Genomic DNA, 22,671 nt, shown 5'->3' with positions numbered 1-22,671 from the left:
ACCCAGTTATTCCGTTCATGGTGTGACAGGGATAGGCTGAGCGCATTCTCCAAACGCAACCAGCCTGATACAATTACCAGCCGAGTATAGCAACATTGTCCCCCCCTTAGCGGTAAGGACAGGCGAATTTTGCGCGATGTGGCACAGGAAACAATGTCGGAATTAAATCATACCTATTTAGAAGCGCTGCAAACGGCACGCTGGGAGCGACCAGATATTGCGGCGCTAAAGCGCACCGCAGAAGGCAGTTGGTTACTCGAATCACATTCGATGACAGCAAGGTTGAAGCAGCACTGTCATGACTTTGACGTGGATGTGATTGCCGTTTATCAATTAACCCCAGACAAACTGACCGACAGCGAAGTGGCGCTGATTGGCCAAGAGGCTTGTGTGGTGCGTGAAGTGGTATTAAAAGGCGATGGACTTCCTTGGTTGTGCGCGCGTACCTTGATGCCGGCCTCCACCTTAGAAGGACAAGGGGGACACTTGCATGCCTTGGGAACAGAGCCACTAGGCCAACATGTCTTTAAGCAGCGCGCCTCACGGCGAGATGCGATTGAAACCGCTAATGTGGCGTGCCTGTCCCATCAGTTGCATGCGCGTCGCTCTCGGCTTTGGCTCCACAATCGCCCCATGCTAGTGGCGGAATTATTTCTGCCTAGCTCACCTGTGTATGGAAAGGAGATCCCTGCATGAGCGCAAAACTGGCCGCCTTCGGACAGCTGGCCCGTCTAGACCGGCCCATAGGCACGCTATTGCTGTTATGGCCAACCTTATGGGCCTTGTTTCTCGCTGCCGATGGCATGCCGTCACTGCTAACCCTGGTGGTCTTTGTGCTCGGGGTATATATGATGCGTGCCGCCGGGTGTGTCATTAACGACTATGCGGATCGCCATTTCGATGGCCATGTTAAGCGCACCAAAGACAGGCCCTTACCAGCCGGACGGATCAGCGAAAAAGAAGCGCTCGGCTTTTTTATTATGTTGGTATTCGGTGCGTTTTTGCTGGTGCTCACCCAAAATCGTTTGACCATTCAGCTTTCTTTTGTCGGCGTCGCGCTGGCGTTTATTTATCCTTTTATGAAGCGCTACACCCATCTGCCTCAGTTAGTATTAGGGCTGGCGTTTAGCTGGGCGATCCCAATGGCGTTTGCGGCGGCGCAAAATGCGCTGCCACCAGTGGTTTGGTTGCTGTTTTTCGCCAATATTTGTTGGACCATCGCTTACGACACCTTGTATGCCATGGTCGACAGAGACGATGACGTGAAAATTGGTATCAAATCGACGGCGATTCTATTTGGCCGCTGGGATAAAGCGACGGTGGGTGGCTTACAATTATTAACCCTCGGGCTGCTGATGCTCGCTGGGCAGTGGTTGGCGCTGTCGCCAGCCTATCAGTGGAGCTTATTGGCCGCCTTTGCATTGTTTGTCTATCAGCAATACCTCGCCAGAGAGCGCGAGCGGATGGCATGCTTCAAAGCCTTTTTGAACAATAACTACGTCGGCCTAGTGATTTTTATTGGTGTATTGTTGGGTGTATACGGGTAGCCGAGTTTGGATAAAGAAAGAGAAGGCGCTTCGTGGTGAAGCGCCTTTTTTTTGTCAGGAGGGCTGTATGAGTGGGCCGTTTCGCTTAGCGTTTGTCCGCCTTATTCGTGCCTAATGGCTGATTAAGCACTGCTTGAATGGTCAATTGCACCTCGGGGGAAATCAACTCACATACCAGATCGTTGAGCGCGGCGATACGCTCTGCATTGGCCTTGGCATCATCGTCCAAATAGCCTTGCTCGCGCAAGGTGTCGACAAAAATGGAGAACACTCGCTTGTCAAAGAACTCAGGGGCGTTGATCCCATGCAAACGGCTGAGTCGCTGCGCCAGCATCTGGCTGTGTTTTTCCAAATCACGCTTATCAATATGCGGCTGGTGGCTGAATAAGGTAAGCGTAATCGCGTAGCGCTGTAGCGTTTCGGCAATGGTGCGGCCGAGTAATTGCAGCTCACCGAGCTTGGCATTATTCATGGTCACTTTGCCATCGTCACAGCACAGCAGCGACTGGTCGTGCATTGCGTGCAGTAAGGCTTCGAAGTAGCTTTCAAGGCCGGCTTGGTCAAAGCTCATAAAGAGTTCCGCTTTAAGCAAGGGGTACAATTGCTGCACGCAGGCGCGCAAGCCGGATCGGCTAATCGATTTGTGGGTCACCAATATTTGCGCGATCAGCGACGGCAGCGCCACCAGATGAATGACATTGTTGCGATAGTAGGTCATCAAGATCGCTTGCTGGCGATCCAGAGAAATGACTTCACCCATGGTGTCTTTTTCGACCACCAATTTGTTGAGTGATAACGCGTGATCGACCAGATCCGCCGGTGAATCTTGAGGCACACTGCTGCTCGCCGAGTAGGGAGCCTGTGTCAGCAGGGCTTGATACACCCCTAACTGGGCCTCGAGCGCTTCACGGCTTAAGGCACGCTGACGTGAGGCCAGCAACGCGGTGGCGCACAAGTTGAGAGCATTGGTCGCGGCGGCATCGTTGATATGGGTCATTACCTTGGTCGCCAAATCACTGACGACCGGATTCATCCACGCCGGTTTTTGCGGCTCCATCGGGTTAATGTAATCGTGCCAGTCAGGCACCTGCTCATTAAGGTGTTGGTTGAGCGCAATGGGTTCACCAAAGTTCACGTAACCCAAGCCGTAGTTACGCAGCTTACGCACGATCCCTAATACTTGGCCGACGCTTTCTTTCTCTTTGCGCTGGCCTTGGAGCTCTTTGGCGTAAGTGTTGACCTCCATCACGTGCTCATAGCCGATATAGACAGGCACCAAGGTGATAGGGCGTTGTTGGCCGCGAAGCATCGCCTGTAGGGTCATGGCGAGCATCCCGGTTTTCGCTGGCAGTAGGCGGCCTGTACGAGAACGGCCGCCTTCGGCAAAGTACTCGACCGAGTAACCACGGGCAAACAGTTCTGCGAGATACTCACGGAATACGGTGGAATACAGGCGATTGCCTTTAAAGCTGCGGCGAATAAAGAAGGCACCACCACGGCGGAATAAGGGGCCGGCCGGGAAGAAGTTGAGGTTCACACCGGCGGCGATATGCGGTGGCACCAAGCCCTCTTTGTATAACACGTATGAAAGTAGCAGGTAATCCATGTGCGAGCGATGGCAGGGCACGTAGACAATCTCGTGGCCATCTTGCGCGAGTTGACGCACACGCTCGGCGTTGTTGACATGAATGCCTTGATAGAGCTTGTTCCACAGCCAAGTAAGAATGCGGTCACTGTAACGGATCAAGCGATAGGAAAAGTTGGCGGCGATCTCCTCCATCATATCGACCGCTTCTTTGCGCACTTTGTCTACTGACACATCGCGCGTTTGCGCTTCATCGTGCACCACCTTGTCGATGGCTTTCGACGCAAGCAGCCGCTTAAACAGTAAGCCACGGTTGGGCAAGCGCGGCCCTGAAGCGGCGAGCTTTTGGCGTGAGAAATGGATCATCGCCACGCGCGCCAGTTTATGGGCGATAGCCTGGTCGGTGCCGTGCTTATCGGCCATATAGCGTAGCGATACCGCTTGGCTAAGTCGCACCATGCCATCGCGGCCACGGGTGAGGATGGTCCACAGTTTTTCTGGTCCATTCATCGCCCGCAGAATCGCTTGGTGGCGCTGGGTCTCATTGCCCGGATCGCGCTGCCATAGCACGGAGGCTGGGACGAGCTGGATATCTAATTCGCTATCTTGGCGGTGTAAGTGAAGTAAGTCTTTAAAATGCGCGAGCGAGCGCGCAGGCAGATCGTCATCCCCAGAAAACACCTTGCGTCCGTGGCTAATAAACACGTAGCGCGGCAAAGTGACATCGCCAATGGTCAAGGGCGTTAACGGATCGGGCAACCCCTGGCGTAAGCAGGTGCGCCGTAAGGTTAATAAATCGGTGTGAGACTGAAACGGCAACACATACACAATAGGGCGTGCGAGTGACAGATTAAGCTGTTCGACCGGTTCAGAGGGAATACATTGGGTGTTTACCCAGGCAGAAAGCGGCAAATTCAATAGCTTGTAATAAATCTTTTGCCAGAGAGCCATGATTGTCAGTGCCTCAAATTCAAAATGCGCGCCAAGGATAGCAGAAAAGTGCCGCGAACTTGCAAACAAAGGTCGAGATTTGCCATTAGCCTGCGCGTAATCGACGATATTCGCGATAATGAGATCGGCTTCTCGTGGCGTTAATTAGTGCTTTTCAAGCTGCATTTTACTGGATATACTCACAGTTAACTGTATAAAAAGACAGGTAAGAGCATGAAGCCGTTAACCGCGAGACAGCAACAAATCTTCGATTTGATTAAAGCCCACATTGAAGAAACAGGAATGCCCCCGACCCGTGCCGAAATCGCCCGTCAATTGGGTTTTCGTTCGGCGAATGCCGCAGAGGAGCATTTAAAAGCCTTGGCCCGTAAAGGTGTGTTGGAAATCATTCCAGGGGCATCACGTGGTATTCGTTTGATCAGTGAAGAAGAGGTGGTGACGCCGGAAGAGCAAGGGCTGCCTTTAATTGGGCGTGTTGCTGCCGGTGAGCCGATACTGGCGCAAGAGCACGTCGAAAGCCACTATCAGGTCGATCCTGCTCTGTTCAAGCCCAATGCTGACTTCCTACTTCGTGTCAATGGCATGAGCATGAAAGACATTGGTATTCTCGACGGTGATTTGCTCGCCGTCCACAAAACGCAAGATGTGCATAACGGCCAGGTGGTGGTTGCCCGTGTCGATGATGATGTGACGGTTAAACGGCTTGAGAAGAAAGGCGCACAAGTGGTACTTCATGCTGAAAACGATGAGTTTATGCCAATTTCGGTGGATTTGACCGCACAATCGCTGACGATTGAAGGCGTTGCTGTGGGGGTGATCCGCAATACCGACTGGATGTGATCTTGACCTTGGCGGACGACAGCGTCCGCCATTGGAACGCGGTTAAAAAAACACCTTTGCATTCTTGCTCAGTTAAACGATAATTATTATCATCAGTGATTATCGTGTGTGGAGGTGTCCGTGCGTACACAACAGCATTCTGTTCCCAGTAAGCTATTTAAGCCAATGTGGCTGCGCAGTCGTGAGAGCCTGACTGACGACGGCGTGATCTATGATCCCATGGCGGCGGCTGCCTGCCAGGGGTGCGTGTTGCAGCCTGAATGCGATTGGCACAACCTAGATCAAACCCAGCTGCTTTATGCCACGCTTACCAGTCAATGTGACGCGATTGTAAAACAATTCTTAGCCCAGCATCCCACTGCGTGGATTATTAACGTGGGTGGCGGACTCGATACCCGCTTTTATCGACTAGATAACGGCCGCTGTCGCTGGTTGGAAGTGGACGTAGACGAAACCCTGCTCTGGCGAGAGCGCTTGTTTCATACCAGTGAGCGTTTTCGCATGGTGCAAGGCTCGGTCAAGCAGCTTGATTGGCTGGCGCAGTTGGCGGTGCCGGCAGGTCATCCCACCATGCTGATTTGCGATCAAGCCTTGTTAGAGTGCACTAACCAAGAAATTTCTGCCTTTTGCCACCACATTAGCCGTTATTTTCCTCAACTGGAGGCTTGCTTGGTCTTAGCGGGGGATAAATGTCATACCCGAATGGGTCAAAAACTCGGCTGTGAGCACTATCAACATGGGTTCACCGACCCCAGAATGGCGATTATTAATGCGTTACCTTGGGCGTGTCGCGTGGAAGAAAAATCTCCGCTCGATAAGCCGTGCCCACGGTGGCGTCTATGGCAGCGTGCACTGGCCGCGATGCCTCGCTATCGCCTCCGCTTTACGCCGGTGGTGCTACATATCGAAATCTGATGCCATGGCGGCCCCCTGCTTACTGTGTTGAGCATCAGTATGTGCTTGGCATCACAATCTTTTTCCCTCTGTTTTTTTGTCCTTTGGGCAAACCTCTCCTAAATTGAATGTAAATAAAACGTTAATGGTTGTGACCAGCTGTATCGAGGTTTTTCCTTAACGACGGCTTGCTGATATCGCTACTCTGACCGCTATAACAGCGTGCGACGTTGATATGTGGCGACAAGCAGTAAGGCTTTGCATTGATGCCGTGAGGCAGGAGGGAGCCGTGCTGAGGCACCAAAGACGAATCCTAGCGCTGAGTTTAACAATGTTCAGTGGCGGTGCAGTAGCCACAGAGCGCGAAGGCTGGAATCTCACCCAAGGGGTGACGGCCATCAGCCAGCAGGTGTATGACCTGCATATGACCATTTTCTACATCTGTGTCGCGATTGGCGTACTGGTGTTTGGGGTGATGTTTTGGGCCATCATCCGTCACCGTAAATCCAAAGGCGCGAAGCCTGCCTCATTTCATGAAAGTACCAAGGTAGAAATTGCGTGGACGCTCGTGCCGTTTTTAATTTTGGTGGGCATGGCGATTCCGGCCACCCAGGTGTTACTCGATATGGAAGACACTACCGAGCCGGAACTCACGGTGCAGGTAACGGGATCACAATGGAAGTGGCATTACCGCTATTTTGACCATGACGTTGCCTTCTTTTCACTGCTTGCCTCAAGTCCTGAACAAATCCGCAATGAGAGACAAAAGCGGGACACTTATTTGCTCGAGGTCGACCAGCCGCTGGTGTTGCCAGTCGGGCGTAAGGTGCGCTTTTTGATTACTTCGCAAGATGTGATTCATTCGTGGTGGGTGCCTGCCTTTGCGGTGAAAAAAGATGCTAACCCCGGCTTTATCAATGAGGCGTGGACCAAAATTGATAAGCCCGGCATTTATCGCGGCCAATGTGCAGAGCTGTGCGGTAAAGACCACGGCTTTATGCCGATTGTGGTGATCGCCAAGCCTCAAGAGGAATTTGATGCTTGGGTGCAAGAAACGGCGCTAGCACAGCAAAAAGCGCGCGAAGAGGAGCAACGCTTGCTGGACATGGAAATGCCGATGGATGAACTGATGGCGCTAGGCAAGCAGGTGTACGACAGCCGCTGTGGTATGTGTCACCAAAGCGAAGGACAAGGGATGCCGGGCGTGTTCCCTGCGTTGGCCGGCGCTGAGATTGCCACTCAGCCAGATAGATTGGTCGACCATATCGATATCGTCGTCAACGGCAAGGCAGGCACCGCCATGCAAGCGTTTGGTCCGCAACTGTCGCTCAAAGAATTGGCGGCGGTGGTGACCTACGAGCGCAATGCGTGGGGCAATGACACCGGTGATACCGTACAAGCTGCGCAAATCAACGCGGTGAAGTCAGGTGAAGATCTTTAGGAGCGCGTGATGACAGATACTACCCCAGATACCTTGCATGACGATCATCACCATAAACCGCGTGGGATCATGCGTTGGGTGTTGACCACCAACCACAAAGATATTGGCTCCATGTATCTGATTTTCAGCTTCACCATGTTTTTACTGGGTGGGGCGATGGCGATGGTGATCCGCGCTGAGCTTTTTCAGCCCGGCCTGCAACTGGTTGAGCCTAACTTTTTCAACCAAATGACCACAGTACACGGCCTGATCATGGTGTTTGGCGCGGTGATGCCCGCGTTTACCGGTTTGGCTAACTGGATGGTGCCAATGATGATAGGAGCGCCGGACATGGCGCTGCCACGGATGAATAACTGGAGCTTTTGGATCCTGCCGTTCGCGTTCTTACTGCTGATTGGCTCGTTGTTTATGGAAGGTGGCGGCCCTAACTTTGGCTGGACGTTTTACGCGCCGCTGTCAACCACTTATAGCCCAGACAGTACCGGCCTGTTTGTGTTTGCCCTGCATATTATGGGGATAAGCTCGATCATGGGCGCTATCAATGTGATTGTTACCATCACCAATATGCGCGCGCCGGGCATGACCTACATGAAAATGCCGCTGTTTGTTTGGACTTGGCTAATCACGGCCTTTTTGTTGATTGCGGTGATGCCGGTATTGGCAGGGGCCGCCACCATGGTGCTGACCGATAAGTACTTTGGTACCAGCTTTTTTGATGCCGCGGGGGGCGGCGACCCGGTTTTGTTCCAGCATATTTTCTGGTTCTTTGGTCACCCCGAGGTCTACATCATGATTTTGCCAAGCTTTGGCATTATCTCGGCAATCGTCCCTGCGTTCTCGCGCAAGCGCCTGTTCGGCTATAGCTCGATGGTATACGCCACCGCCTCGATTGCGGGGTTAAGCTTTTTAGTATGGGCGCACCATATGTTCACCACCGGGATGCCGGTGTTTGCCGAATTATTTTTCATGTTCTGTACCATGCTGATCTCTGTGCCCACTGGGGTGAAGGTCTTTAACTGGGTCGCCACCATGTGGCGGGGCTCCTTGACCTTTGAAGTGCCTATGTTGTTTGCGATTGCCTTTATTGTGCTGTTCACCATCGGCGGTTTTTCTGGCTTGATGCTGGCGATCACCCCGGTCGATTTTCAGTATCACGACACCTATTTTGTGGTCGCACATTTCCACTATGTGCTGGTTTCGGGCGCTGTGTTCTCGATTATGGCCGCGGCTTACTACTGGCTCCCTAAGTGGACGGGCCATATGTTTAATGAAACCTTGGCCAAGTGGCACTTTTGGTGCTCAGTGATTTCGGTCAATGTGCTTTTCTTCCCCATGCACTTTCTTGGGCTGGCGGGGATGCCGCGCCGGATCCCCGATTATGCCCTACAGTTTGCGGACGTAAACGCCATTGTCAGCATCGGTGGCTTTGCCTTTGGTTTATCGCAACTCATCTTCTTGGTCGTCGTGGTTAAGTGCGCGCGTGGTGGCGCCCCAGCGGCTGCCAAGCCATGGGATGGCGCTGAAGGGCTAGAATGGACAGTGCCATCGCCCGCACCGTATCACACCTTTGAGACACCGCCTGATCTCAAGGAGGTGCGAGATGGCCACTAAATCAACCCGCTCCGCTCGTCGATTATTGTTGTTAGCGGTGGCCATGTTTGGCTTTGCGTTTGCCTTAGTGCCTTTGTACGACGTGTTCTGTGAGGTGACAGGGATCAATGGTAAAACCGATAACGAGGCGGCCGCATCCAGCGCGGGCATTGACCAAGACCGCTTGGTGACCATTGAGTTTATCGCCTATATCAACCCGGGGATGCGCTGGACGTTCGAGCCCCAAGTCAACCAGATGAAAGTGCACCCGGGTGAGACCCACACGATTAATTATCTCGCAACGAACAACGCACGCTATGACACCATTGGCCAAGCCGTGCCTTCGGTCTCGCCGGGTTTAGCCGCACAGTACTTAAACAAAATTGAATGCTTTTGTTTTAACCGTCAGCCATTGCCGCGTGGCGAGGATGCCTCTTTACCGCTGATCTTTTACGTGGATCCTGAGCTGCCGGATGACATTAACCACTTAACGCTGGCTTACACCTTGTTTGATGTGACTGCCAGCGCCAAGGAATAAGGAGGCGATCATGGCGACGCCTGAACGTTATTATGTCCCTGCCGCGAGTATTTGGCCGATCGTGGGTGCGGTGGCGCTGTTTTTGATTGCCGCTGGTGCGGGTGCCACCGTGGGTGGCTTGTTTGGTGGCAACGGCCCTTGGTTGTTGCTGGCAGGCACTGTGCTTATTTTGATTATGCTCACCGGCTGGTTTCGCGACGTGATCCGCGAATCCATGCAAGGGCTTTACTCGGCGCAAATGGACCGTTCTTTTCGCCAAGGAATGAGCTGGTTTATTTTCTCTGAGGTGATGTTTTTTGGTGCCTTCTTCGGCGCGCTCTTTTATGCCCGCTTTATCGCCGTCCCTTGGCTGGGCGGTGCGAGCAATAACGCGATGACCGCGGCGGTGCTGTGGCCAGATTTTGTCGCCCAGTGGCCGTTGACCCTCACGCCTGGAGGGATTGAAACCACTGCGATGCCGGCAATGGGACTGCCCTTACTTAACACGCTGATCCTACTCACCTCATCGGTCACGCTCCATATTGCCCATACCGCTATTGAAAAAAATCAACGTGAGCGATTGAAAGGCTTTTTACTGGTAACGGTGCTCCTTGGGGCGCTGTTTATGTTCTTTCAAGGCGAAGAGTATGTGCACGCCTATCAAGAAATGAATCTGCGTCTCGACTCCGGGGTGTATGGCAATACCTTCTATTTATTAACCGGCTTTCATGGCCTACACGTGACCTTGGGTACCATTATGCTGTTGGTGGTGTGGCTGCGTGTGATGCGTGGGCATTTTAGCCCTGAACATCACTTTGGCTTTCAAGCCAGTGCGTGGTATTGGCACTTTGTCGATGTGGTCTGGCTATGCCTGTTTGTCTTTGTGTATATCTTGTAGCTCAGTAAGGGCGCGGGTTGGGGGCAATCCAGCCCATGGATAGCGCAATCAGCAATAACACGAAGACAACCACGGAAAACAGCACACGCCGACCGAGATAACGCGACAAAGGCACAGCGCTATCGCCTTTTAGTAGCACGGGCAAGGCACGGAAGAGATTAAACAGAATAAAAATCAGTAAACAAATCAGAATGGCTTTGACCAACATAAGCGCTCCTTAGCGCAATAGGTAATCATGAAACAAGGACGGCGAATGGGGTTTCTGATATTGACTGTGGTTGTGGTCTTGCTGCTCGTCAAGTTAAGCCATTGGCAATGGACGCGTGGCGAGCAAAAAGCCCAACATCTGGCACAGTTTGAGGCCAATCAAGCACTAGGTTCACTCGCAAGCGCGGTGCAAAAAGGGCAATTTCTGGCGATCGATGGCCAGTTTCGCCCCGAGTTTGCCGTGTGGCTTGATAATCAGACCCACCAAGGTCGCGTAGGCTATCGCCTTTTTCTTCCCTTCATTCCAAACCAGCAGCCATCGCGATGGTGGCTGGTGGAATTGGGGTGGGTGGCCGCGCCTGCTGTGCGTGCCTTGCCGGCGGTACCCGCGTTGGCATCGCGCTATCAGCTGTCTGGCTTTATTGATACACCGTCCAAGCGGGTGGTACTCAAGAAAGAAACGGCATCGCATAAGTGGCCCGCTCGGGTGCAGCGCATTGACTTACAAGCACTTAAGGCTCAAATGTCCGCGCTGGAGGCGCAGTGGTTGATACGGGCAGAAAAACTGGTGGATGTGACCAAGCCGAGCACAGATACCTTGGCGCAAGCGGGGGTGACGCCGGTGTGGCAGCCGGTGGTGATGCCGCCAGTGAAACATTATGGCTATGCCTTGCAGTGGGCGTTAATGGCGCTCGCGGTCAGTATTGGCGCGGGCATCTGGTGGTACAAAACTAAACAGAGGGAAGCGGTGTGAAGGGACGCATGACGCTCGTGGCTTTGATTGGCATCTTTGTCCTGCCCGTGGTGGTGGCGAAATTGGTGTTGGAGCAAAGCTGGTATGAAAAAGGGGTCACCAATTACGGAGAGTTTCTCACTGAGCCGGCGACCTTGAATTGGTTACCTGAGCAAGGCCAGTGGCGGTTGATTTATCGGGTGCCAGAGCAATGTGATTCGGTGTGTAAGCAAGCGCTGTTTCAGTTAACACAAATTCCGATTGCGGTCGGCAAAGAGCGCGATCGGGTCAGTAGCGTGGCACTGACGAGCTCCGCCCCGAAAGCGCCGGAGGTACTGACATGGCAAACCCTGACCACAGAGCAAGCGCGGGCATGGCAGCAGCAAGCGTTTGATAAAAATACCATCTATCTTAGCGATCCGATGAATAATGTGGTGCTGGCCTATCCGGTCAGTGATGATAAAACCAAGTGGGTCGCGCAAGGCAAAGGCTTGTTACGCGACCTCAAACGGCTCCTTAAATTGTCGAAGGTAGGCTGATTATGGCAACGCGTCGCTACCAACTCGCCGTTTTATCGACACTGATACTGGCTGTGCTGGTGGTCGGCCTCGGCGCGTTTACCCGTCTTACTGAAGCGGGGCTTGGCTGCCCAGATTGGCCCGGATGCTATGGCCATTTGGCAGTGCCCGCCAGTGAAAGCGCGCAATCGGTCGCCATGTCGCGTTTCCCAGATGCGCCCATTGATATCAACAAAGCGTGGAATGAAATGCTGCACCGCTACGTGGCCGGCACCCTCGGGCTGGCGATTTTTGCGTTGGCCTGGATCAGCTGGCGACGTCCTGACTATCAGGCGTTCCGCGCTCTGACCACCTTGCTCAGTGTGGTAGTCATCGCGCAAGCCGCCCTAGGGATGTGGACGGTGACCTTAAGTTTAATGCCGGTGGTGGTGATGGCGCACTTACTCGGCGGTTTCACCACCGTATGCCTGCTGGTTTGGCTGGCGGCGGTGACAGGCGCATGCCGGTTTCCGGTGATTGCAATGTCGTCATCCGCGCGCCGCGTGGGCAGTGTGGCCTTGGTGGCGGTGATTGTGCAAATCGGGCTCGGCGGTTGGACCTCCGCCAACTATGCCGCCACTGTGTGCACCCAGCTACCTATCTGCGAAAGCCCTTGGTGGCAGCTTTTCACCCCTTCCGCCTTTCATCCTGTCAGTCCGCTTAGCGACACCTATCAGTTTGGCGTGCTGAACCATGCCGAGCGGGTGACCATCCATGCCACCCACCGTCTTGGCGCCATGGTGGTTACCGCATTAGTGCTCGCTTGGGCATGGATGCTGTGGCGTGTTGGGGCGCGCGCGCTGGCAATGACGGTGAGTGGTGTGTTGGCGATTCAAATTACGCTGGGGGTGACCAATGTGGTCGCGCTACTGCCGCTGAGTGTGGCGGTGGCGCATAATCTCGGTGGATTGTCGCTGTTGGCCACATTACTCCTCACCCGATTTTTATGTCTTTCACCGTCGACCCGACAAGGAGCCCGTGATGGCACAGTTTCAACGTACCGCTAGTGTTTCGACACCTGCTGGCGCCAATTGGCGTGATTATTACGAGCTGACCAAACCGCGTGTGGTTGCCATGTTGCTTCTCACCGCGTTGGTGGGCATGTGTTTGGCAACCCCAGGTTGGCCACCTTGGTCGGCGGTGCTGGTGGGATTATTTGGCATTGGTGCGCAAGCCAGTGCGGCGGCGGTGTTTAATCACGTTATCGATTGGAAAATTGATACGAAAATGCAGCGCACCCGCCATCGTCCCGTTGCTGAGGGGCGAGTGAGTCAAGGTGCCGCGTTGGCCTTTGCCGTGGTGCTGATGGTGAGCGGTTTTATTGCTTGCTGGTGGCTGAACCCGCTCACCGCCTGGTTAACGTTTGCCAGCCTAGTCGGGTATGCCTTGGTGTATACCCAGTGGCTTAAACCTGCGACCCCGCAAAATATCGTGATTGGCGGTTTGGCCGGTGCGATGCCGCCTTTGTTAGGCTGGACCGCGGTGACCGGAGAGCTTCACGCCCATGCGCTACTGCTGGTGATGATCATATTTACTTGGACGCCGCCTCACTTTTGGGCGTTAGCAATACATCGCCGCCATGACTATGCCAAAGCCGATGTGCCGATGCTGCCTGTCACTCACGGGGTAGGGTTTACCCAAACCATGGTCTTGCTTTACACCCTACTGCTGGTCATCGTGGGCATTTTACCTTGGCTGACCGGGATGAGTGGTTGGCTGTATCTGGTGGGGGCGACCACCTTAAATCTGGTCTTTGTCGGCTACGCTTGGCGACTGAAAACCCAGTCGCAAAAAGGCATCGCGTGGCAGACCTTTAAGTTCTCGATATGGCATATCTTCGCGACCTTTGTGGTGCTGCTTGCCGACCACGCGTTGCGCTATTAAGAGGCTACTTTAGCCCTTGCGCCGACAGCACGGTGGCTTTGTCGGCGACAAAAGACACTTTGATGTGCTTACCATCGCCGCCCCACACACAGTGGGTTAAGCCCATGGTGTCGTCGCATTGGCTAGGCTCGCCAATGTGGCTCACAACCACGTCATAACTCATGCCCACTTCGAGCTGATCGTAGTTTTGCTTGGTCACTTTCGAGCAACCCGCTAGCAATACCACCAACACACAGGCAAAAAATACACGCATAACCTTTCCTTATTCACAGAGGTGATGAGCGCTAGTTAGCGCAGTGCAACTGGCGCAGTGCAACTGACGTCGTGTCACTGGCGCAATACAATGGCCGCTCGTCGATGAGATTGTCGCAATGGTACACTGCTGCACCCATAAGGGCTACCCAAGGATGTTATCGCTTGTCGATGCAATCGTGTTCTTTATCAAAAATAGACGATCTCTCAAACGCAGTGCAGATCACTTAAAATTCAAATCGAGGAAGTATGTGGCAGTCTTTAACCCAGCGTGAGCTTCACTGGCGGGTCTTATCGCTGGCTTTACCTATGGTGATCTCCAATATCACCGTTCCGTTATTAGGGTTAGTGGATGCCGCGGTGATCGGCCATTTAGACCATGCATGGTATTTAGGTGGTGTGGCGGTTGGCAGCACCATGATAAATGTCACCTTTTGGCTGTTGGGCTTTTTGCGTATGGCGACCACCGGGTTTACCGCGCAAGCCTATGGCGCGAGTGATAACCGTGAGCTGGCGGCGACCTTTGTGCGTGGGGCGACCTTAGCGTGCTTGCTGGCTGTACTGTTAATCGCACTGCATGTGCCTATTTTAGAGGGGGTGATGCACTTTAGTGATGCCAGCGCTGAGGTGAAACACTATGCGAGCCAGTATTTCTCCATTCGGATCTTTAGTGCACCGGCGACCTTGATGAACTTGGTGATCATGGGCTGGCTACTGGGGGCCCAAAATGCGCGCCAGCCGATGTGGCTACTGATTGTGGTTAACAGTGCCAATATTATCCTTGATCTGCTGTTTGTGGTGGGCCTCGATATGAAAGTCGAAGGGGCCGCAGCGGCCAGTGTGGTTGCCGATTATCTCGGCCTCATCCTGGGGCTCTATTTTGTCAAAGGTATCTGGCAGTCGCGTCAGTTACCGACCGTTCGGTCGGTGTTTGAGCGCGGGCTGACTGGGATGAGCCGCTTGCTAAAGCTTAATCGAGACATCTTTTTACGTAGCCTTAGCTTGCAGTTGGCGTTTACCTTCATGACCTTCCAAGGGGCTACGCTTGGTGACGAGATTGTGGCCGCCAATGCGGTGTTGATGAGCTTTCTGATGCTGATTTCCTTTGCAATGGACGGTTTTGCTTATGCAATGGAGGCAATGGTCGGTAAAGCGATTGGCGCGCAGAGTAAGTCTGAGCTGTTAGTGTCACTCATAGGCAGCACTTTTTGGTCGTTGGTGATTTGCTTGGCGATCACGCTGGCGTTTGGTGTGGCAGGCCATCACATTATTGCGCTGATTTCCGATATCGAGGCGGTGCGTGACCAAGCGGCACGTTATTTACCTTGGCTGGTGGCCATGCCTTTGGTATCGATGTGGTGCTTTTTGCTGGATGGTATTTTTATTGGTGCCACGCGGGGTAAAGACATGCGCAATGGGATGTTTGTCGCCACCGCAGGTTTTTTTGCGGCATGGTGGTTAGCGCAAGGGTGGGGCAATCATGCACTGTGGTTAGCGATGCTTACTTTTATGGCGCTAAGAGGGCTCAGTCTTGCGGTGTGCTTTGTTTACCATTGGCGACGGGATAGCTTTTTTCACGTCACGCACTGAGGCTAATGAAAAAAAAACAGGCCATTTGGCCTGTTTTTGCGATAGGAGACGGCGTTTATTAGTAGTAAGAATGATCGCCACGGGCATGCTCAGTCACATCACGCACGCCGTTTAACTCGCCGCTAAACTCAGCCAGCAACTGCTTTTCGATCCCTTCTTTTAGGGTAACGTCCACCATCGAGCAGCCATTACAGCCGCCACCGAATTGCAAAATCGCAACCGCATCATCGGTGATTTCTATCAAGTTCACATGGCCGCCATGGCTGGCAAGCTGTGGGTTAACTTGGCTTTGAATCACGTAATCAACCCGCTCCATCAAGGGGGCATCGGAGGCGACTTTACGCATTTTCGCATTTGGTGCTTTCAGCGTCAGCTGTGAACCCATTTTATCGGTGACAAAGTCGATTTCCGCTTCGTCTAGAAATGGCAGGCTCATTTCATCGATAAAGGCAGAAAAGCCGTTGAACTTAAGTTCGGTATCGCTGCTTTCTATCGCTTCGGGTGGGCAATAAGAAACACCGCACTCGGCGTTTGGCGTGCCTGGGTTAACCACAAACACGCGAATATTGGTGCCCTCGGGCTGCTGCTCAAGCAGCTTCACAAAGTGGCTTTGTGCATTTTCTGAAATATTGACTTCTGACACGACAAATACCTGACTAATCCAGTGTGTTTTATACAGTGTACTCCGGTTTGCGTTGGCTATCACCCCTTGAAGCATGTGGCTACTTTATGAGCATGGATAGCACGCTTTCCGTTAGGGTAGATCGGTACGTGCCAAACAGTAAATATCGATCGTTTCTGCTCCCGCACGGCGTAATAACCGGCACAGTTGTGACACCGTTTGTCCAGTCGTGACCACATCATCAACAATCGCCACATGCGAACTTGGCAGCTCGCCCCTGATCGCAAACGCATATTTCAGATTAGAGAGCCGCGCCTGTCGGCTTAAACCTTGTTGTGGCGCAGTATGGCGATGTCGGACTAAAACGTTATCGACAACTTGAGTATCAAGGTGGTCGGCCAGCGCCCAAGCTAAATGCACACTTTGATTAAAGCCGCGTTGCCAGCGACGCCGCCAATGCAGAGGGACAGGAAGCAGCACGGGAGCGGGATGAAGGATACGCTCGCTTAACTGGCGTGCAAATGGCAAGGCCAACTCGAAGGCCTGCTGGTATTTGAATGCATGGACAAGTTGCGGCAAGGGATCATGGTAAGCGCTGATGGCAAACAGGTGATCCCACGCCGGTGGGTGGCTCAGGCAGGCACCGCATCGCGCTTGGGAGTCGGTCACCGGCAAACCGCAACACTGGCAAAGATGATATTGATAGTGGGCGTCCCAGCATGCGTCGCAACACAAAGCCTGTGTGGCCCCCACCGACGTGGTCGCCAGTGATAAGTGGCAAACAGGGCATTGCAAGGGCAAGATCTTGCCTCTCCAATGGGTCAGCCAACGCGTCAAGCGCCGTGGGTTGATTGCTGGTATCATAGGCACCTTGATTGAAAAGCAACCAAGGCAGTGTAAAGCATGGCGTTATGTGATTGGCAATCTTATGGTCAAGGCCCCGATCTGGTTCTCATTCACGGCTGGGGGATGAACAGTGCTGTTTGGTCGCTGTTACTGCCTTACCTGACCGCGCATTACCGTGTTCACTGTGTTGACCTACCAGGTTTCGGCCACAGCGCCCACCAACCGGATCTTAATATAGAGAAACTGGCACAACTGTTGCTTAAAGAATCACCAGCGCATGCAACTTGGATCGGTTGGTCGCTGGGCGGGTTAGTCGCCACACAGGCGGCATACTTATCGCCACAGCGTATGAGTGGTTTAGTCACCGTGGCCAGTTCACCCAAGTTTGTTGCAGAGCCAGGATGGCGCGGAATCAAGCCGGCAGTATTGACCGACTTTGCCGACCAACTTGAGCGTGATTTTTCGCAAACGGTGGAGCGCTTCATGGCGCTGCAAGCCATGGGGTCACCCACGGCGAGAAAAGATGTGAAAGCGCTCAAACAAGCGGTGTTTTCGCGGCCGGCGCCCGACCCTCGTGCTTTGGCAGATGGATTGTCGATGCTGGCAACCACAGATCTTCGCCAACATTGTGAGGCGATCACTGTGCCTTGGTTACGGTTATACGGGCGGCTAGACGGTTTGGTGCCTGCGTCGGTGGCGGAAGCGGTGTCTGCGTTGGCGCCTCACTCACAATGCGAGGTATTAGCACACAGTGCTCATGCCCCCTTTGTGACGGAGCCTGACGAAGTGGTGGACAAGCTACTTGCCTTTTTAGGCAAAAACTTGCCGCCCAAATAGTGTGCGCGGATCGTTTTTTGGTAGAATTGACTAAATCCTGTCATGGTTCTGCCGATAAGTTAACTATGTCACTTGCTCTGACATTAGGAGAGACCATAATGAACGTAGGTAACGTTGGGCAGTCTCAGGCGTATCATCAACAAACGATGAAGCCAAAAGCGCCGACACAGCCGCAACAAAATGCGGACAACGCGGCCAAAGATACGAAAGAAGCGAAGCCTGTTGAAAAGCTTTCTGCTGCTGAGGCAGCAAAAGAAAGCAAAGATGTGAAAGCAGCGAAAAACGCTGAAGGTGTTAAAAAGCCAGAAGAGAAATCATCGGTTGAATCCTTTACCTATGGTGCGTTGGGCATGGACCACCCGGAAAAAGTGAAAGAAAACGATGATACGGCCTATAGTGCGGGACAATTTTTGTCTGCGTTGGGCACAATAGGCACCATACTCGCGGTTGTCGTCTAAACTATAAGGAGACGAGGCCGCACTGACAATTAGGCCTTCAGCTGATGTTGGGAGGTAGCATCAGATGAATATATCGCCAGCAAGCGTCAGTATCCCAACTGTCGCGCCATCGGTGAACCCGCCAACCGAGCAAGTTGCGCGGGACAATCGCATGCGCGAAAAAATCGTCCCCACCAAGCAAGCCCCAGAGCCAGAACACGGCAAAGCGGCCACCGATCAAGGCAAGCAGCTCGGCCGCTCATCTTGGGATCCGTCACAGCACCCTAACTATTCGCTCGACTACAGTCGCGAGTCTTTGTCTGACGCTGATTACGATGGGGCGAACATTGCCGGTCGTGTCGACGCCATGGCACGTACCGAGCCTGGAGAGCAAGCACGTAAAGACAACGGCTACCCGCTGGGGTTGAAAATGCCGGAAGAAGTGCTTGAAAAAGTGGAAGAGCTGAAAAGGTTCGAGCAAACGCGTGCAGTCGTCGCCATGCGCTATCAGCAAGCGACCGTGGCGAATATGCCCTCAGAAGTGCTGATCGTGATTTAAGCGCTTTCCGTTGAGCCGATTGACGTCAAAGCCCCGCGTATTATCGCGGGGCTTTTTGCTTGGCTAAGAGCGCTTGGCGCGGGCAAAGGCATCCGCCATGCTGCCCATTGTGGCGGGTTTTTCCTGGCGCTTTTTCGGACTTTTCTCACGCTGCTTAGGGGCGGCAACTGTGGTTTCGCTCGCGGCTGGGGTATCGTCGAGGCGCATCGATAACCCAATGCGTTTGCGCGGCGCATCCACCTCCATGACTTTCACTTTCACCACATCACCGGCTTTCACCACGTCGCGGGGATCGCTAATAAAGCGGTTTGATAGGGCGGAGATGTGCACGAGGCCATCTTGGTGGACGCCGATATCGACGAATGCGCCAAAGTGCGTGACGTTAGTGACCACGCCTTCGAGTTGCATACCTGGTTTTAAGTCACTGATCTGATTCACGCCCTCGGCAAAGGTGGCGGTTTTAAACTCAGGACGCGGATCGCGGCCCGGCTTGGCCAGCTCGTTCAGTACGTCGGTGACCGTGATCTGTCCAAAGGCCTCGGTGGCATAATCGCTTGCGTTTAAGCTTTGTAGCATACCCGAATTGCCCACCAAGGCATCGATGGCCTTGCCGGTCTTTTGGGCGATTTGTTTAACCAAAGGGTAGGTTTCTGGGTGGACACCTGAGCGATCCAGCGGGTTAGCGCCATCCATCACCCTTAAAAAGCCAGCGCATTGCTCATAGGCTTTCGGGCCAAGGCGCGGCACTTTCAGCAGTGTTTTACGATCGCCAAATCGGCCATTTTCATCGCGAAAGGCAACAATGTTTTGTGCCATGGTTTGGCTAAGGCCTGCCACCCGGGTGAGAAGTGGTGCGGACGCGATATTTAGATCAACCCCTACGGCGTTCACACAGTCTTCCACCACGGCATCGAGCTTTTTGGCAAGCTGACTTTGAGAGACATCGTGCTGATACTGACCGACGCCAATCGATTTAGGATCAATTTTAACCAGCTCGGCGAGGGGGTCTTGCAAGCGACGGGCAATGGAAACCGCGCCACGTAGCGAGACATCGAGATCGGGAAACTCATTGGCTGCCAGCTCTGACGCCGAATAAACCGAGGCACCGGCTTCACTGACCATCACGGTTTGAATGCTTAAGTCGGCTTGCTTGAGCATGTTGGTGACAAAGTGTTCCGTTTCACGCGAGGCGGTGCCATTGCCGACGGCAATCAAGTTCACGCCATGGCGATCAATAAAACGGCGCAGGGTTTTGCTTGCCCCTTCAATATCGTGTTTAGGCGCGGTGGGATAAATCGTGGCGGTGTCGAGCAGTTTGCCCGTGCCATCCACCACCGCCACTTTACAGCCGGTACGTAGGCCTGGGTCTATCCCCATGGTGCAGCGAGGGCCAGCCGGTGCAGCCATCAATACATCTTTTAAGTTCGCCGCAAACACATCAATGGCATCATTTTCCGCGCGCTCTTTCAGATTGGCCATGAACTCTGTCTCGAGGTGCATCAAGATTTTTACCCGCCACGCAAAGGCAATCACCTGCTTGCGCCAACGGTCAGCCGGTGCGGTGCCTAAAGACAGCTGGTAATGCTGAGCAATCATGGTTTCGCATACGCTTTGCTTGCTGTCTGGTGCTTGGTCGGGGTCGGCAACCAGCGCCAGCTGCAGTACGCCTTCATTGCGACCACGTAGCATCGCCAGCGCGCGGTGAGAGGGCACTTTGGCAATCGGCTCTTGGTGGGCAAAGTAGTCTTTGAACTTTGCCCCTTTCTCTTCCTGACCCGCAATCACAGTGGCGCGTAGCACCGCATATTGCTTAAGGTATTGGCGCAGCGCCTCAAGTAAGCTCGCATCCTCAGCGAGGCGTTCCATCATGATGGCGCGGGCCCCCTCGAGTGCCGCTTTGGTATCGGCGACGCCCTTTTCAGCATTGATGTATTGCTCGGCAAGCGTGTCAGGGTCGTGCGAGGCATCTTGCCATAAGGTGTCGGCCAAGGGGGCGAGGCCGGCTTCAATCGCGATCTGTCCTTTGGTTCGGCGCTTGGGTTTGTAAGGCAGATAGAGATCTTCTAGGCGGTTTTTACTCTCCGCGGCGAGAATATCGCGGCGCAGGCTCTCGGTGAGTTTGCCTTGTTCGTCAATCGATTTGAGGATGGTGTCGCGCCGGGCATCCAATTCGCGAAGATAGACCAATCGCGTTTCTAGGGTACGCAACTGCGAGTCATCCAGGCCCTGGGTCGCTTCTTTACGATAGCGAGCGATAAAAGGGACAGTGTTACCATCGTCAAGCAGCTCAACCGCTGTCTTAACTTGACCTGGTGCGACATTGAGTTCGTGCGCCAGGGTTTGTGTAATGGATGTGTGCATGTGTTTCCTTTTCTCTACAAGCACGGCAGGGGATACCCTGCCAAGGGATAGCATTTTTGACCGCGATGGAGGCGAAGGTTCCCTCCGTGATTACTGAGCGTCGGTGTCATTGGGCTTTGGGTAGGTAATGGTATTCACAAACCACTGCTTTTCACCTTCAGGGGTTGAGACCACCACTTCGTCATCAACGGCTTTTTTTAATAGCGCCCGCGCCATAGGGGCATCGATAGAAATGTAATCTTTACGTTCATAAATCTCATCAGGGCCAACGATTCGAAATTGCTTGGTGTCGCCGGCCTCGTTTTCTATTTCCACCCAGGCGCCAAAAAAGACCCGTCCTTCTTGTTCTGGCGCGTAATCAACAATGGTTAAGTCATTGAGGCGTTTGCGCAGATAACGGACGCGACGGTCAATTTGACGTAACAGCCGCTTATTGTAGGTGTAGTCAGCGTTTTCTGAGCGATCACCTAAACTGGCGGCCCAGCTGACAATTTTGGTCACTTCTGGGCGTCGTTCGTGCCACAGGTAATCGTGCTCGGCTTTGAGCGCGTTAAACCCCTCTCGGGTCACCAATTTGGTTTTCACGTTACCTCTCCTTTCGCTAGCCATTCGGCGTCGCGCGATATAACCTTGTTCAGGAAACTACAAGAAGCGGACAAGCTTGTCGAGGCAACACTCGGTAACAATTTACTCCGCATGTGGTGACAGACAAACACGCGGTCTGACATTCAATTGTGGCAAAATTCAGTATGATATAAGTGACGGTCAATCCATGGCCGGGCAACGATCAGCATTGAGGGCTTAGCATGCAAGAGAACTATAAAATTCTAGTGGTGGATGATGATATGCGTCTGCGCTCGCTACTGGAACGCTACCTGACCGAGCAAGGTTTTCAGGTACGCAGTGTGGCCAATGCCGAGCAAATGGATCGCTTACTCGCGCGTGAAGCCTTTCACCTGATGGTACTGGATCTGATGTTGCCGGGTGAAGATGGCCTGTCTGTGTGTCGCCGTTTGCGTCAAGCGAATAACCAGTTGCCGATTTTGATGCTGACCGCCAAGGGCGATGAGATTGACCGCATTGTTGGCTTAGAGGTGGGTGCCGATGATTACTTGCCCAAGCCTTTTAACCCGCGTGAACTATTGGCGCGGGTACGGGCGGTATTGCGCCGGCAGACCATTGAAGCGCCAGGCGCGCCGAGTGCAGACTCAACCACGGTGACCTTTGGCGAGTTTCGCCTCAACTTGGGCACGCGAGAAATGTTTCGCAATGATGAGCCCATGACGCTTACATCTGGCGAGTTCGCGGTGCTTAAAGCCTTGGTGACCAATGCGCGAGAGCCTTTGTCACGTGATAAGCTGATGAACATGGCGCGTGGCCGTGAGTATTCGGCAATGGAGCGCTCTATTGATGTGCAAATTTCGCGGTTGCGCCGCATGATAGAGGAAGACCCGAGCAAACCGCGTTACATTCAAACCGTATGGGGGCTCGGCTACGTGTTCGTTCCGGATGGAGAGGTGTAG

24 protein-coding genes are annotated in these 22,671 nt (G+C 53.4%); 17 read left to right on the top strand and 7 right to left on the bottom strand.

Features of this window, described 5'->3' with window-relative positions; genetic code table 11:
• Window positions 1-153 precede the first annotated feature (153 nt).
• Both BZG25_RS06895 and ubiA read left to right on the top strand, forming a co-directional pair.
• Window positions 154-696 (top strand): chorismate lyase, encoded by a 543-nt coding sequence (locus BZG25_RS06895; RefSeq protein ID WP_046074636.1) that lies wholly within the window; start codon window positions 154-156, stop codon window positions 694-696.
• Window positions 693-1,547, top strand: coding sequence for a 4-hydroxybenzoate octaprenyltransferase (ubiA, locus tag BZG25_RS06890; RefSeq protein ID WP_046074637.1), 855 nt, complete (start codon window positions 693-695; stop codon window positions 1,545-1,547). The genes BZG25_RS06895 and ubiA overlap by 4 nt, the downstream gene beginning before the upstream one ends.
• 85 nt (window positions 1,548-1,632) lie before the next feature.
• Here the strand turns inward: ubiA and plsB are convergent, their stop codons facing one another.
• A complete protein-coding gene (gene plsB / locus BZG25_RS06885; protein WP_046074638.1) occupies window positions 1,633-4,083 on the bottom strand; it encodes a glycerol-3-phosphate 1-O-acyltransferase PlsB in 2,451 nt (816 codons plus the stop codon).
• 213 nt (window positions 4,084-4,296) lie between these two features.
• Between plsB and lexA the strand changes: the two genes are divergently transcribed.
• The 6 genes from lexA to BZG25_RS06855 all read left to right on the top strand — a co-directional run bounded on the left by lexA (window position 4,297) and on the right by BZG25_RS06855 (window position 10,263).
• The gene (gene lexA, locus BZG25_RS06880; RefSeq protein ID WP_077456800.1) at window positions 4,297-4,923 is read left to right on the top strand and encodes a transcriptional repressor LexA; all 627 of its coding nucleotides are present in this window, start codon (window positions 4,297-4,299) and stop codon (window positions 4,921-4,923) included.
• Between the two features lie 120 nt (window positions 4,924-5,043).
• Complete coding sequence (locus BZG25_RS06875; RefSeq protein WP_327294138.1) at window positions 5,044-5,838, top strand: class I SAM-dependent methyltransferase; 795 nt, start codon at window positions 5,044-5,046, stop codon at window positions 5,836-5,838.
• A 310-nt stretch (window positions 5,839-6,148) separates the two neighbouring features.
• The gene (coxB, locus tag BZG25_RS06870) at window positions 6,149-7,258 is read left to right on the top strand and encodes a cytochrome c oxidase subunit II (RefSeq protein ID WP_077638725.1); all 1,110 of its coding nucleotides are present in this window, start codon (window positions 6,149-6,151) and stop codon (window positions 7,256-7,258) included.
• A 9-nt stretch (window positions 7,259-7,267) separates the two neighbouring features.
• A complete protein-coding gene (ctaD, locus tag BZG25_RS06865) occupies window positions 7,268-8,869 on the top strand; it encodes a cytochrome c oxidase subunit I (protein WP_077578180.1) in 1,602 nt (533 codons plus the stop codon).
• On the top strand, window positions 8,859-9,386 hold the full coding sequence (locus BZG25_RS06860; protein ID WP_046074642.1) for a cytochrome c oxidase assembly protein: 528 nt from the start codon (window positions 8,859-8,861) through the stop codon (window positions 9,384-9,386). Before ctaD ends, BZG25_RS06860 begins: the two co-directional genes overlap by 11 nt.
• 10 nt (window positions 9,387-9,396) lie before the next feature.
• The gene (locus tag BZG25_RS06855; RefSeq protein ID WP_046074643.1) at window positions 9,397-10,263 is read left to right on the top strand and encodes a cytochrome c oxidase subunit 3; all 867 of its coding nucleotides are present in this window, start codon (window positions 9,397-9,399) and stop codon (window positions 10,261-10,263) included.
• 1 nt (window position 10,264) lies between these two features.
• On the opposite strand, the gene BZG25_RS06850 is transcribed toward BZG25_RS06855, so the two are convergent.
• The gene (locus BZG25_RS06850) at window positions 10,265-10,471 is read right to left on the bottom strand and encodes a DUF2909 family protein (protein ID WP_074213800.1); all 207 of its coding nucleotides are present in this window, start codon (window positions 10,469-10,471) and stop codon (window positions 10,265-10,267) included.
• A 45-nt stretch (window positions 10,472-10,516) separates the two neighbouring features.
• Between BZG25_RS06850 and BZG25_RS06845 the strand changes: the two genes are divergently transcribed.
• From BZG25_RS06845 to cyoE, 4 genes are read left to right on the top strand one after another with little or no spacing between them, the layout of a single operon-like run.
• Window positions 10,517-11,224 (top strand): SURF1 family protein, encoded by a 708-nt coding sequence (locus BZG25_RS06845; protein ID WP_158010253.1) that lies wholly within the window; start codon window positions 10,517-10,519, stop codon window positions 11,222-11,224.
• Window positions 11,221-11,742 carry a hypothetical protein gene (locus BZG25_RS06840; protein WP_077638723.1) on the top strand — a complete coding sequence of 174 codons (522 nt, stop codon included), beginning with the start codon at window positions 11,221-11,223 and terminating at the stop codon, window positions 11,740-11,742. The genes BZG25_RS06845 and BZG25_RS06840 overlap by 4 nt, the downstream gene beginning before the upstream one ends.
• Before the next feature lie 2 nt (window positions 11,743-11,744).
• Window positions 11,745-12,767 (top strand): heme A synthase, encoded by a 1,023-nt coding sequence (locus BZG25_RS06835; RefSeq protein WP_077638722.1) that lies wholly within the window; start codon window positions 11,745-11,747, stop codon window positions 12,765-12,767.
• The gene (gene cyoE / locus BZG25_RS06830; RefSeq protein WP_046074647.1) at window positions 12,742-13,644 is read left to right on the top strand and encodes a heme o synthase; all 903 of its coding nucleotides are present in this window, start codon (window positions 12,742-12,744) and stop codon (window positions 13,642-13,644) included. Before BZG25_RS06835 ends, cyoE begins: the two co-directional genes overlap by 26 nt.
• 4 nt (window positions 13,645-13,648) lie before the next feature.
• Here cyoE and BZG25_RS06825 read toward each other — a convergent pair whose 3' ends face one another.
• Window positions 13,649-13,897, bottom strand: coding sequence for a lipoprotein (locus tag BZG25_RS06825; RefSeq protein WP_046074648.1), 249 nt, complete (start codon window positions 13,895-13,897; stop codon window positions 13,649-13,651).
• Window positions 13,898-14,145: 248 nt separating this feature from the next.
• Between BZG25_RS06825 and dinF the strand changes: the two genes are divergently transcribed.
• A complete protein-coding gene (gene dinF / locus BZG25_RS06820; protein ID WP_077578184.1) occupies window positions 14,146-15,486 on the top strand; it encodes an MATE family efflux transporter DinF in 1,341 nt (446 codons plus the stop codon).
• A 58-nt stretch (window positions 15,487-15,544) separates the two neighbouring features.
• Here dinF and nfuA read toward each other — a convergent pair whose 3' ends face one another.
• Together nfuA and BZG25_RS06810 are read right to left on the bottom strand one after the other, a co-directional pair.
• Window positions 15,545-16,204 (bottom strand): Fe-S biogenesis protein NfuA, encoded by a 660-nt coding sequence (nfuA, locus tag BZG25_RS06815; protein WP_152795962.1) that lies wholly within the window; start codon window positions 16,202-16,204, stop codon window positions 15,545-15,547.
• A gap of 36 nt (window positions 16,205-16,240) precedes the next feature.
• A complete protein-coding gene (locus BZG25_RS06810) occupies window positions 16,241-16,972 on the bottom strand; it encodes a ComF family protein (protein ID WP_077578185.1) in 732 nt (243 codons plus the stop codon).
• A 39-nt stretch (window positions 16,973-17,011) separates the two neighbouring features.
• Here BZG25_RS06810 and bioH point away from each other — a divergent pair, with 39 nt between their 5' ends.
• The 3 genes from bioH to BZG25_RS06795 all read left to right on the top strand — a co-directional run bounded on the left by bioH (window position 17,012) and on the right by BZG25_RS06795 (window position 18,787).
• Window positions 17,012-17,791 carry a pimeloyl-ACP methyl ester esterase BioH gene (gene bioH / locus BZG25_RS06805; RefSeq protein WP_077578186.1) on the top strand — a complete coding sequence of 260 codons (780 nt, stop codon included), beginning with the start codon at window positions 17,012-17,014 and terminating at the stop codon, window positions 17,789-17,791.
• Between the two features lie 98 nt (window positions 17,792-17,889).
• Complete coding sequence (locus tag BZG25_RS06800; RefSeq protein ID WP_046074653.1) at window positions 17,890-18,249, top strand: hypothetical protein; 360 nt, start codon at window positions 17,890-17,892, stop codon at window positions 18,247-18,249.
• Window positions 18,250-18,313: 64 nt separating this feature from the next.
• Complete coding sequence (locus tag BZG25_RS06795; protein WP_046074654.1) at window positions 18,314-18,787, top strand: hypothetical protein; 474 nt, start codon at window positions 18,314-18,316, stop codon at window positions 18,785-18,787.
• Between the two features lie 63 nt (window positions 18,788-18,850).
• Here the strand turns inward: BZG25_RS06795 and BZG25_RS06790 are convergent, their stop codons facing one another.
• Both BZG25_RS06790 and greB read right to left on the bottom strand, forming a co-directional pair.
• Entirely contained in the window at window positions 18,851-21,148 is a 2,298-nt protein-coding gene (locus tag BZG25_RS06790; protein ID WP_077578187.1) for a Tex family protein, read from the bottom strand.
• 90 nt (window positions 21,149-21,238) lie between these two features.
• Window positions 21,239-21,733 carry a transcription elongation factor GreB gene (greB, locus tag BZG25_RS06785; RefSeq protein WP_046074656.1) on the bottom strand — a complete coding sequence of 165 codons (495 nt, stop codon included), beginning with the start codon at window positions 21,731-21,733 and terminating at the stop codon, window positions 21,239-21,241.
• Window positions 21,734-21,954: 221 nt separating this feature from the next.
• On the opposite strand from greB, the gene ompR reads away from it, so the two are divergent.
• A complete protein-coding gene (gene ompR, locus BZG25_RS06780) occupies window positions 21,955-22,671 on the top strand; it encodes a two-component system response regulator OmpR (RefSeq protein WP_046074657.1) in 717 nt (238 codons plus the stop codon).

It is taken from the genome of Salinivibrio sp. ML198, assembly GCF_001996015.1.
In the GTDB taxonomy this organism is placed as follows: Bacteria; Pseudomonadota; Gammaproteobacteria; order Enterobacterales; family Vibrionaceae; genus Salinivibrio; species Salinivibrio siamensis.
This window is presented reverse-complemented; position numbering and strand designations above follow the sequence as displayed.

Excerpts from the sequence above, each read along its gene's own strand:
- BZG25_RS06895 (WP_046074636.1), top strand. The coding sequence starts at position 154 with ATGTCGGAATTAAATCATACCTATTTAGAAGCGCTGCAAACGGCACGC.
- ubiA (WP_046074637.1), top strand. The coding sequence starts at position 693 with ATGAGCGCAAAACTGGCCGCCTTCGGACAGCTGGCCCGTCTAGACCGG.
- plsB (WP_046074638.1), bottom strand. The coding sequence starts at position 4,083 with ATGGCTCTCTGGCAAAAGATTTATTACAAGCTATTGAATTTGCCGCTT.
- lexA (WP_077456800.1), top strand. The coding sequence starts at position 4,297 with ATGAAGCCGTTAACCGCGAGACAGCAACAAATCTTCGATTTGATTAAA.
- coxB (WP_077638725.1), top strand. The coding sequence starts at position 6,149 with ATGTTCAGTGGCGGTGCAGTAGCCACAGAGCGCGAAGGCTGGAATCTC.
- ctaD (WP_077578180.1), top strand. The coding sequence starts at position 7,268 with ATGACAGATACTACCCCAGATACCTTGCATGACGATCATCACCATAAA.
- BZG25_RS06860 (WP_046074642.1), top strand. The coding sequence starts at position 8,859 with ATGGCCACTAAATCAACCCGCTCCGCTCGTCGATTATTGTTGTTAGCG.
- BZG25_RS06855 (WP_046074643.1), top strand. The coding sequence starts at position 9,397 with ATGGCGACGCCTGAACGTTATTATGTCCCTGCCGCGAGTATTTGGCCG.
- BZG25_RS06850 (WP_074213800.1), bottom strand. The coding sequence starts at position 10,471 with ATGTTGGTCAAAGCCATTCTGATTTGTTTACTGATTTTTATTCTGTTT.
- BZG25_RS06845 (WP_158010253.1), top strand. The coding sequence starts at position 10,517 with ATGGGGTTTCTGATATTGACTGTGGTTGTGGTCTTGCTGCTCGTCAAG.
- BZG25_RS06835 (WP_077638722.1), top strand. The coding sequence starts at position 11,745 with ATGGCAACGCGTCGCTACCAACTCGCCGTTTTATCGACACTGATACTG.
- cyoE (WP_046074647.1), top strand. The coding sequence starts at position 12,742 with ATGGCACAGTTTCAACGTACCGCTAGTGTTTCGACACCTGCTGGCGCC.
- BZG25_RS06825 (WP_046074648.1), bottom strand. The coding sequence starts at position 13,897 with ATGCGTGTATTTTTTGCCTGTGTGTTGGTGGTATTGCTAGCGGGTTGC.
- dinF (WP_077578184.1), top strand. The coding sequence starts at position 14,146 with ATGTGGCAGTCTTTAACCCAGCGTGAGCTTCACTGGCGGGTCTTATCG.
- nfuA (WP_152795962.1), bottom strand. The coding sequence starts at position 16,204 with ATGCTTCAAGGGGTGATAGCCAACGCAAACCGGAGTACACTGTATAAA.
- BZG25_RS06810 (WP_077578185.1), bottom strand. The coding sequence starts at position 16,972 with ATGATACCAGCAATCAACCCACGGCGCTTGACGCGTTGGCTGACCCAT.
- bioH (WP_077578186.1), top strand. The coding sequence starts at position 17,012 with ATGGCGTTATGTGATTGGCAATCTTATGGTCAAGGCCCCGATCTGGTT.
- BZG25_RS06800 (WP_046074653.1), top strand. The coding sequence starts at position 17,890 with ATGAACGTAGGTAACGTTGGGCAGTCTCAGGCGTATCATCAACAAACG.
- BZG25_RS06795 (WP_046074654.1), top strand. The coding sequence starts at position 18,314 with ATGAATATATCGCCAGCAAGCGTCAGTATCCCAACTGTCGCGCCATCG.
- BZG25_RS06790 (WP_077578187.1), bottom strand. The coding sequence starts at position 21,148 with ATGCACACATCCATTACACAAACCCTGGCGCACGAACTCAATGTCGCA.
- ompR (WP_046074657.1), top strand. The coding sequence starts at position 21,955 with ATGCAAGAGAACTATAAAATTCTAGTGGTGGATGATGATATGCGTCTG.